2 protein-coding genes are annotated in these 11839 nt (G+C 43.3%); both read left to right on the plus strand.

Annotated elements, in window-relative coordinates; all coding sequences use genetic code 11:
* A partial coding sequence (locus M1G12_RS07605) for a DNA-directed RNA polymerase subunit beta' (protein WP_474104181.1) occupies positions 1-2139 on the plus strand: 2139 nt, incomplete at its 5' end.
* Between the two features lie 260 nt (positions 2140-2399).
* Positions 2400-11839 (plus strand): CshA/CshB family fibrillar adhesin-related protein (locus M1G12_RS07610; RefSeq protein WP_247949650.1); only part of this gene is annotated, 9440 nt, incomplete at its 3' end.

An 11839-nucleotide genomic window follows, 5' to 3' on the forward strand; every position in this document is an offset into this window, starting at 1 on the left:
GGTCGTGAAGGTGAAGGAATGGTCTTCAAAGACCGTGACGAAGCGGTTATGGCTTACCGTAATGGTTATGTTCACCTCCACTCACGTGTTGGTATTGCAACAGATAGCCTCAACAAGCCTTGGACTGAAGAGCAAAAACACAAGGTCTTGCTTACAACGGTTGGTAAAATCCTCTTCAACGACATCATGCCAGAGGGTCTACCATACTTGCAAGAACCAAACAATGCCAACTTGACAGAAGGCGTTCCAGCTAAATATTTCTTGCCACTTGGTGGAGATATCAAGGAAGCTATCAGCAATCTTGAACTTAACCCTCCATTCAAGAAGAAAAACCTTGGGAATATCATCGCTGAAATCTTCAAACGTTTCCGTACGACAGAAACATCTGCCCTACTTGACCGTATGAAGAACCTCGGTTACCACCATTCAACTCTTGCAGGTTTGACAGTAGGTATCGCCGATATTCCAGTCGTTGAAGACAAGGCTGAAATCATCGAAGAATCACACAAACGTGTAGAACAAATCACAAAACAATTCCGTCGTGGTATGATCACAGATGACGAACGCTACAATGCTGTTACAGCTGAATGGCGTGCTGCTCGTGAAAAACTTGAGAAACGCTTGATTGCCAACCAAGATCCTAAGAACCCAATCGTTATGATGATGGACTCTGGAGCCCGTGGTAACATCTCAAACTTCTCACAGCTTGCCGGTATGCGTGGTCTGATGGCGGCTCCAAACGGACGTATCATGGAATTGCCAATCCTTTCAAACTTCCGTGAAGGTTTGTCAGTACTCGAAATGTTCTTCTCAACTCACGGTGCGCGTAAAGGTATGACCGATACGGCCCTTAAGACAGCCGACTCAGGTTACTTGACTCGTCGTTTGGTTGACGTTGCCCAAGATGTTATCATCCGTGAGGATGACTGTGGAACTGACCGTGGTCTCTTGATCCGTTCTATTACTGAAGGTAAAGAGATGATTGAGTCTCTCGAAGAACGTCTCAATGGTCGTTACACTAAGAAAACTGTTAAACACCCAGAAACTGGTGCAGTTATCATCGGTCCAAACGAATTAATTACAGAAGACAAGGCTCGTGAAATCGTCAATGCCGGTGTTGAAGAAGTGACTATCCGCTCTGTATTTACATGTAATACTCGTCATGGTGTCTGCCGTCACTGTTATGGTATCAACTTGGCGACTGGTGATGCCGTTGAAGTTGGTGAAGCAGTTGGTACAATCGCTGCCCAATCTATCGGGGAACCTGGTACACAGCTTACAATGCGTACCTTCCACACGGGTGGGGTTGCCTCAAATACCGATATCACTCAGGGTCTTCCTCGTGTCCAAGAAATCTTTGAAGCCCGCAATCCTAAAGGGGAAGCGGTCATCACAGAAGTCAAAGGGGAAGTTACAGCAATCGAAGAAGATGCTTCAACGCGTACTAAGAAAGTCTTCGTTAAAGGCGAAACTGGAGAAGGCGAATACGTGGTACCATTTACAGCCCGTATGCGTGTCCAAGTTGGAGACCAAGTCTCTCGCGGTGCAGCTCTTACAGAAGGTTCTATCCAACCGAAACGTCTCCTTGCAGTTCGTGATGTCTTGTCAGTTGAAACCTACCTTCTCGGTGAAGTACAAAAAGTTTACCGTAGCCAAGGGGTAGAAATCGGTGACAAACACATCGAGGTAATGGTTCGTCAAATGATCCGTAAAGTCCGTGTCATGGATCCAGGTGACACAGATCTTCTCATGGGTACCCTCATGGATATCAATGACTTTACAGATGCCAACAAAGATGTCCTTATCGCAGGTGGAGTTCCAGCGACAGGTCGCCCAGTTCTTATGGGAATTACCAAAGCCTCACTTGAAACCAACAGTTTCTTGTCAGCGGCTTCCTTCCAGGAAACAACTCGTGTCCTTACAGATGCGGCCATCCGTGGTAAGAAAGACCATCTCCTTGGACTGAAAGAAAATGTTATCATCGGTAAGATCATCCCAGCAGGTACTGGTATGGCCCGTTACCGTAACCTTGAACCACAAGCTATCAACGAAGAAGAATACCTTAATCCTCCGGTAGAGGAAGAAGGAAATGAAGAAACAAATCTTGTTGTAGAGGCTCAAGTTGAAATAAACGAATAGAATATTTACTTGAAATGAAAAAGAGGGGGGGTTCCCTCTTTTTTGTGTAAAAATATTGAATAAAACTACATAAAACATGCAAAAAAATAATATTTTGAGACTTCGGAGTATAAATATTCTTTTTTAAAATATTAAGCATAATCGTTGAGTTTTACTTACGTGAATGCTAAAATGTAAAGTAGTTGTTTGTGTATTCATAAAAAACAGTGCATAAAACATAACAATATATTCAATTCTGGACAGGATATTGGAGGTAAATCATGAAAAATGATCTGTTTAATGACCGAATTAGTCGATTCTCGATTCGTAAGCTTCATGTAGGAGTTTGCTCGGTCTTACTCGGAACGTTGGTAATGCTCGGAACTGCTACAGGTGTCGGAGCTGATGAAGTAACTGAAGAAAAACAAGCTGACGGAGTTGCAGCTACAACAGAAGTAGACAAAGCTGAAACCCCTGTAACTACAGAAGCAGCACCTACTAAAGAAGTAACTTATAAAGCGGAAGCAGCACCTGCAGTTTCTACTGAAGTAAAACCTGAGCTAAATAGCGACAAATTGGCAGCTTACGTTGCTGAAATTGAAGCAAACGTGGCAAATGGTAAATACAGCAACAAGACAGACGAGAGCGTTGAAGTTCTTAAGGTAGGTCTTGCCAATGCTAAAAATGCACTTACTTCTGCTACAAGCCAAGCTGAACTTGACGCAGCTTACCAATCACTTGCAACGATTGTAAATGATAAACTTAAGGAAAAAGAAGTACCTACTAAGCCTGCAGCTACAGAAGAAAAGATTGCAGCAGGCGAAGAAGCTCCAGCGTCTGAAAACGCTCCTAAACGCCGCTCTCGTCGTGCTCTCGGTGACGCAAATGATCCAAGCTTGATTGGGGATGACGTTGAAGACGCAACTTCAACTCCAAAGGTAGAAAAACCAGGTTTTACAACAGATCTTGATGCCAAATCTATGACTAGCCAGATTACTTGGTTGGACTTTGGAGATGTAGCCAACTGGACAGGGGCAAAAACAGTCAATGTTCCTAAAAATGACCAATTTCCTGATAAAGATTTAGAAGAAAAATTAGCTCTTCAAGTTGGGGCTACCTATACCAAGGAAATCATGCCTGGCTATGTAGTCACTGTAAAAGTTAAATCTTTGAAACCTTTCCAAGCAACTGAAATCTATAAAAAACGGATGGAAGAGCAAGGGGCTACAGAAGCTGAAAAAGCAACCTATGATCCAAATGCAAAAAATGGATATGTAAAGGGTGTTACTTCAACAGGGGTTAAAAAAGCTTTTAATGATGGCGAAGAAGCCGACGTTGTCGCTGATGCTCAAAACGGTTGGACTGAAGTTAGATTTGAAAACGTTGATACGAAAGCCAAGAAGACTACCATGGGTTCAGCTATGAATGGTGGAAATATTGGAGTTCAGTTTGAAATCTCTGCAACCTTCCGTGGCAAGACAGTTAAGCCAGCTATTGTTATGGCTGATGGAGAGTCTGCCAACCTTGGTGAATTTGTTATGTTCACTACCAATGGAGAAGGTTGGCAACACCTTGGGGAATGGAAAAAATTTACTAGACCATCCACCTCTGAAACTTACGTTCCGCAAGATACAGATAACCTTTTGGGGCCTAAACCTAAATATAATAACATTAACCTAAGACAACTTCGTGATTCTGATCAAGTTGGACCAGATAAGAAACCAGTAGCTTGGAAATATTTCGGAAATCCTGACCAAGTAACTGGTGGTCTTGGGACTGGCGTCTTTGGACCAAACATTTCTGCAGGTAATTATACTGTTCCACTCGTGATGACACGTGGTGCCTCTGAAGTTGGACTTTACATCGCTTCGGGTGGTAAACAGTCTGCTATGCTAGGATTCTTCCCACTTGATGAAGGGGATGCTCCTGAGTCATATGGTAAGGCAGTTCATTCAATTGCAACTGTTGATGGGATTACCGGTAAGAAAGTAAACCAACCTTATCTCGGTCACTTGAGTCCCGATATGGATGAAAACAATACCCTTGATTGGACTGGTGATGACAAGGCGACCACTGCGGATGAAGGCATCGACCAATTGCTTCCGAATGACCTCAAAGGAAAAACCAATGAGTTGATCAAGATGGATCGTACAAAACCAGGGAATTATACGATTACTGTTGAAGCTCATACAGACGGGGCGCCTCAAGCCAATATTTATGGTTGGGTTGACTTTAACCAAAACGGTACCTTTGATGAAGACGAACGCTCTGATTTAGCAACCATTACTAAGGATGGAGCCGTTACCCTAAGATTCACCAAGAGCAAAACCTATATCGATCCTAGTGTCAACGAACTAGGAGTACGGTTACGAATTGCTAAGGATGCTGCTCAAATTGAGAGTCCGACAGGAATGGCCTTTTCAGGGGAGGTTGAGGACTTTAAGACTCAAATCACTCACCCACCAAAAGGAGAAGTCAAAGAAACAACTGGTCCTCAAGGTGCCAAACAAACAGCAACCGTTGCCTTTACTGCTCGAGGTTTGCAAGGCTATAGCCTAACTGAGTCAGCAAAAATTGATGAAACAGTAGCTCCACAAATGATCGATAACCGTACAGGGCAAGTCGTAACACCTGGCGCAGATGGCTACTATGCTGTAGCTGGTCAAGGGAAATATAAGATCACTCCAAACGGAACTTCTGTTGATGTGGAGTTCATCCCAGAAGATAAATTCCTAGGCACCGCTGATGGAATCTCTATCCGTCGTACAGATAGCAATGGCTATGACACAGGTTGGTCAACTAAATTCCCTGATAAGGAAGCAAACGTTGATACAGTATTAAACACAATGGATGGGCTTTACATCCCAACTGTTACACCAACGGAAATTGAGGGGGTTGATAAGACTTCAACTGATGTCCAAGGTGCGACTCAAACTGGTACACTAACCTTTAACACAACTACAACTAATGCTAATGGCGACAAGATCTCTGTCACTCCAAGCTTGGAATACCCTGCTAAATTGGTGGACCCAGCGACTGGTCAAGTAACCAATGCAACCTCTGTAACAGTAGCAGGCGAAGGAACTTACAGCATTGACGATGCAACTGGGAAAGTAACCTTTGTTCCAGAGCCAGGATTTACTGGTACTGCAAGAGGTGTTACGGTGTCATTGACTGCTCCTGTCGGAAGAGATAAAGATGGAACAGTTCGTGATGAATACCTCAAGACTGCTACAGCTAAGTACACTCCGACTGTAACTCCAATCACGGTGACTCCTACAAACAAGGTTTCTGAGGATGTTCAAAATGTTCCTCAAACACAAACACCTACATTTGAGTTGAGCAACGATAAGACTGCGAAAATCACAAGTAAGAAATTGGTGGATCCCGCAACTGGTCAACCAACTGATGAAACAACAGTGACAGTAGCAGGTGAAGGTAGCTATACTATCGATCCAACGACTGGAGCAGTAACATTTACGCCAGAAAAAGACTTTGTCGGTACTGCAAAAGGAGTAACTGTTCAGGCAACTGCTACTATTACAAATGCTAATGGTAAGACTGCAACCATTACTTCAGATGCGACCTACACACCAACGGTTGTGCCAGCAGTTCCAACTGCAAACCCTGCAACTTCTAAAGATGTTCAAGGGGCAACTCAAACCGGGACACCAACATTTGCAGGAACTACTGTCCAAGTAAACGGTGAAGATAAAGCTATTACCATTAAAGACAATAGCTACACATTGCTAGATAAAGATGGTAACGAAGTTTCAAGCACACCAGCCTTTGCTGAAGATGGTACAACTGAAATTGGTACTTTCTCTATTGATCCAACAACAGGTCAAGTAACCTTCACACCAACTGATAAGTCTTACACAGGTAAAGTAACGCCTGTTAAGGTTCAAGCTGAAAGTTCAAACGGTATCAAGGTGGATACAACTTACACACCAGAAATCGTTCCAGTAACCCCAACGGCGACCCCAGCAGAAACAACAGATGTTCAAGGTGCAACTCAAACTGGTAAGCCTGAATTTAGAGCTGGAACTGTCGATATCAATGGTGTAGAAAAATCTGTTCCAATCAACGAAGCTGTACCAGCTAAATTTGACGATGGGACTACATCTAAGAAAATCGAAGGTGTAGGTACTTACACAGTAGCTTCAGACGGAACAGTAACTTTTGTTCCAGAAAAAACATTTGTTGGTAAAGCACCAGCAGTGACTGTTGTTCGTGAGGACATGAATGGCACAAAAGCTTCTGCTACATACACTCCAACAGTAACCCCAGTAACGCCAACAGCGAAACCAGCTGAATCAGTAGCACCTCAAGGTGTGGTTCAAACGGGAACTGTAACCTTCACAGAAGGTAACCCAGTAGCGCCAATCGACAAGGATACTATTACTCTTCTCGATGAAAATGGTCAACCAGCTACTTCCGTAGATGCTAAGTCGTCAGATGGCAAGGTTATCGGTACTTTCACAGTTGATAAAGCAACAGGTGTCGTAACTTTCACACCAACAGATAAATCATACTCAGGTGAAGTGGTTCCAGTTAAGGTTCAGGCTAAAGATGCTAACGGCACTCCAGCAGAAACAACCTACACACCTAAGATTACTCCAGTAACGCCAACAGCAACCCCAGCAGAAACTACAGACGTTCAAGGCGCGACACAAACTGGTAAACCAACCTTCACAGAAGGCGATCCACGTGTACCAATTGATGAGAACGTTCCAGCAACCTTTGACGACGGTTCAACGACTAAGACTGTAGACGGATTTGGTAAGTTTACAGTAGCACCAGATGGTACTGTAGCCTTCGTTCCAGAACCTAACTTCACTGGGACTGCGCCGGCAGTAACAGTGGTTCGTGAGGATAAGAACGGAACGAAAGTTTCTGCTACTTATACACCAACTGTAACTCCAATTACAATCACTCCAACAGACAAAGTTTCTGAGGATATCCAAAACGTTCCACAAACTCAAACACCTACATTTGAGTTGAGCAACGGTAAGACTGCGAAAATCACAAGTAAGAAATTGGTAGATCCAGCAACTGGTCAACCTACTGATGAAACTACTGTGACAGTTCCAGGAGAAGGAACTTACACTATTGATCCTACAACAGGTGCTGTAACATTTACACCTGAAGAAGACTTCGTTGGAACTGCTAAGGGAGTTAAAGTTCAGGCTACTGCTACAATTACTAACGAAAATGGTGAAAAAGCTACGATTAAAGCGGATGCAACATATACCCCAACTGTAGTAGCGGCAGAGCCAACTGCGAATCCGGCAACATCAATTGATGTACAAGGTGCGACTCAAACAGGAACACCAACATTTGCAGGTACAACTGTACAAGTTAATGGTGAAGACAAAGAAATTACTATTAAAGATAATAGCTATACACTTTTAGATGATGATGGTAATCAGGTTACTACTACCCCAGCTTATGCAGAGGATGGAGTAACAGCAATTGGTACCTTCTCAATTGATCCAGCAACAGGTACTGTAACCTTCACACCAACAGATAAATCTTACACTGGTAAAGTAACTCCAGTTACAGTTGTGGCTGAAAGTTCAAACGGTATCTTCGTAGGTACAACCTACACTCCTGAGATTGTTCCTGTTAAACCAACAGCAACACCAGCAGAAACAACAGATATTCAAGGTGCAACACAAACAGGTAAACCAGAATTTAAGGGTGGTACAGTTAAAGTTAACGGTGTTGAGAAGACTGTTCCAATTAATGAAACTGTTCCAGCTACATTCGAAGATGGCTCAACAGCTAAGACAGTAGAAGGTGTTGGGACATACACAGTAGCAGCAGACGGTACAGTTACATTTGTCCCAGAAAAATCATTCGTTGGAACGGCTCCATCAGTGAGAGTTGTTCGTGAAGATATGAATGGAACAAAAGCTTCTGCGATATACACCCCAACAGTAACTCCTGTTAAACCAACAGCAACACCAGCAGAAACAACAGACATCCAAGGCGCAACTCAAAAAGGTAAGCCTGAATTCAAGGGTGGAACTGTAACGGTTGATGGAGTAGAAAAAACTGTTCCAATCAACGAAGCTGTTCCAGCAACATTTGACGATGGAACAACAACTAAGACTGTTGAAGATGTTGGTACATACACAGTAGCAGCAGACGGTACGGTTACATTTGTACCAGAAAAATCATTTGTCGGAACTGCACCAGCTGTGACAGTTGTCCGCGAAGATAAGAACGGAACAAAAGCTTCAGCAACCTACACACCAACAGTTACACCAGTAACACCAACTGCAACACCAGTTGAAACTACAGATATCCAAGGTGCTACACAAACTGGTAAACCTGTATTTACTGAAGGCGATAGCCGTGTACCAATGGATGATGATACACCTGCAACCTTCGAAGATGGTTCAACAACGAAGACAATTCCAGGTGAAGGTACCTACACAGTAGCACCAGACGGAACAGTAACATTTGTCCCAGAAAAATCATTCACAGGTAAAGGAACAGGCGTAACAGTTAAACGTGTAGATAAGAACGGTACACCAGTTACTGCTAAATACACACCAACTGTGACTCCAGTAACCCCAACAGCAACTCCTGCTGAATCTGAAGCACCTCAAGGTGTAGTTCAAACTGGTACTGTAACCTTCACAGAAGGTGATCCAGTTGCACCAATCGACAAGGATACGATTACTCTTCTTGATGAAAATGGTCAACCAGCAGCTTCAGTAGTTGCTAAGTCGCCAGAAGGTAAAGAAATCGGTACATTCACAGTTGATAAAGCAACAGGTGTTGTAACCTTCACACCAACTGACAAGTCATACTCAGGTGATGTTGTTGCCGTTAAGGTTCAAGCTAAAGATGCCAACGGTACACCGGCTGAAACAACATACACACCTAAGATTACTCCAGTTGTTCCAACAGCTGAAGATGCTACTTCAACTGATAAACAAGGCCAAACCCAAACAGGTAAACCTAAGTTTACAGAAGGTGATCCAGTAGTTCCAATGGATGATGATACACCAGCAACCTTCGAAGATGGTTCAACAACGAAGACTATCCCAGGTGAAGGAACCTACACAGTAGCTCCAGATGGAACAGTCACATTTGTCCCAGAAAAATCATTCACAGGAACAGGAACAGGCGTGACTGTTAAACGTGTCGATAAGAACGGTACACCAGTTACTGCTAAATACACACCAACTGTAACACCAGTAACACCAACTGCAACACCAGCAGAATCAGAAGCGCCTCAAGGTGTGGTTCAAACTGGAACTGTAACCTTTACAGAAGGTGACCCAGTTGCACCAATTGACAAGGATACCATCACTCTTCTTGATGAAAATGGACAACCAGCAGAATCTGTAGTTGCTAAATCACCAGAAGGTAAAGAAATCGGTACTTTCACAGTTGATAAAGAAACAGGTGTTGTAACCTTCACACCAACTGATAAATCTTACTCAGGGGAAGTCGTTCCAGTTAAGGTTCAAGCTAAAGATGCTAACGGTACTGCTGTGGAAACAACCTACACACCTAAGATTACACCGGTCGTACCAACTGCTGAACCTGCAACATCGACAGATATCCAAGGTAAAACACAAACAGGTACACCAACCTTCACACCTGGTAACCCTGCAATCCCAATGGATGATGATACACCTGCAACATTTGAAGATGGATCAACAAGCAAGACAATTCCAGGTGAAGGAACTTACACAGTTGCTCCAAATGGAACTGTAACCTTTGTACCAGAGAAATCATTCACAGGAACAGGTACAGGCGTAACGGTTAAACGTGTTGATAAGAATGGTACTCCAGTTACTGCAACTTATACACTAACTGTAACACCAGTAATTCCAACTGCTGAACCTGCTGAATCAGTAGCCCCTCAAGGTGTAGTTCAAACTGGAACAGTAACCTTCACAGAAGGTGACCCAGTTGCACCAATCGACAAGAATACCATTACTCTTCTTGACGAAAATGGTCAACCAGCTGCATCAGTAGTTGCTAAATCACCAGAAGGTAAAGAAATCGGTACCTTCACAGTTGATAAGGAAACAGGTGTTGTAACCTTCACACCAACTGACAAGTCATACTCAGGTGATGTTGTTGCCGTTAAGGTTCAAGCTAAAGATGCCAACGGTACACCGGCTGAAACAACATACACACCTAAGATTACTCCAGTAGTTCCAACAGCTGAAGATGCTACTTCAACTGATAAACAAGGTCAAACCCAAACAGGTAAACCTAAGTTTACAGAAGGTGATCCAAACGTACCAATGGATGATGATGTTCCTGCAACATTCGAAGATGGTTCAACAACTAAGACTATCCCAGGTGAAGGAACCTACACAGTAGCTCCAGATGGAACAGTCACATTTGTCCCAGAGAAATCATTCACAGGAACAGGAACAGGCGTGACTGTTAAACGTGTCGATAAGAACGGTACACCAGTTACTGCTAAATACACACCAACTGTAACCCCAGTAACACCAACTGCAACACCAGTTGAAACTACAGATATCCAAGGTGCTACCCAAACAGGTAAGCCTAAGTTTACAGAAGGTGATCCAGTAGTTCCAATGGATGATGATACACCAGCAACCTTCGAAGATGGTTCAACAACTAAGACTATCCCAGGTGAAGGTACATACACAGTAGCACCAGACGGAACTGTAACATTTGTACCAGAAAAATCATTCACAGGAGCAGGAACAGGCGTGACTGTTAAACGTGTAGATAAGAATGGTACACCAGTAACAGCTACCTACACACCAACTGTGACTCCGGTGACACCAACAGCGGAACCAGCTACAACTATTGGACCAAAAGGTCAAGAACAGTCTGGTAAACCAACATTCAAGGAAGGCGATAGCCGTGTTCCAATGAATGATGATGTTCCGGCAACATTTGACGATGGTTCAACAACTAAGACTATTCCAGGTGTTGGTACATACACAGTAGCACCAGACGGAACTGTAACCTTCAAACCAGAACCTGAATTTACAGGAACAGCTCCATCAGTTACAGTTGTTCGTGAAGATATGAACGGAACAAAAGCTTCTGCAACCTACACACCAACAGTAACACCAGTTACTACATTTGTAGATAAAGAAGGTAAAGCAATTCCGGGTTATCCAACAGAAGACGGCGAAAATCCTAAGAAAGATATTCCAGGCTACCGCTTCGTAGAGACTAAGAAACTTCCAAACGGAGACACTGAACATGTCTACGAAAAAGTGAAGACTAGTCACAAGGATAAAGACGGAAATGAAATTCCAGGATATCCAACAGAAGATGGCGAAAATCCTAAGAAAGACATTCCGGGCTACCGCTTCGTAGAAACTAAGAAACTTCCAAACGGGGACACAGAACATGTCTACGAAAAAGTGAAGACTAGTTACAAGGATAAAGACGGAAATGAAATTCCAGGATATCCAACAGAAGATGGCGAAAATCCTAAGAAAGACATTCCAGGCTACCGCTTCGTAGAGACTAAGAAACTTCCAAACGGAGACACTGAACATGTCTACGAAAAAGTGAAGACTAGTCACAAGGATAAAGACGGAAATGAAATTCCAGGATATCCAACAGAAGATGGCGAAAATCCTAAGAAAGACATTCCGGGCTACCGCTTCGTAGAAACTAAGAAACTTCCAAACGGGGACACAGAACATGTCTACGAAAAAGTGAAGACTAGTTACAAGGATAAAGACGGAAA

The organism is Streptococcus mitis, assembly GCF_023110375.1.
GTDB lineage: Bacteria > Bacillota > Bacilli > Lactobacillales > Streptococcaceae > Streptococcus > Streptococcus mitis_CI.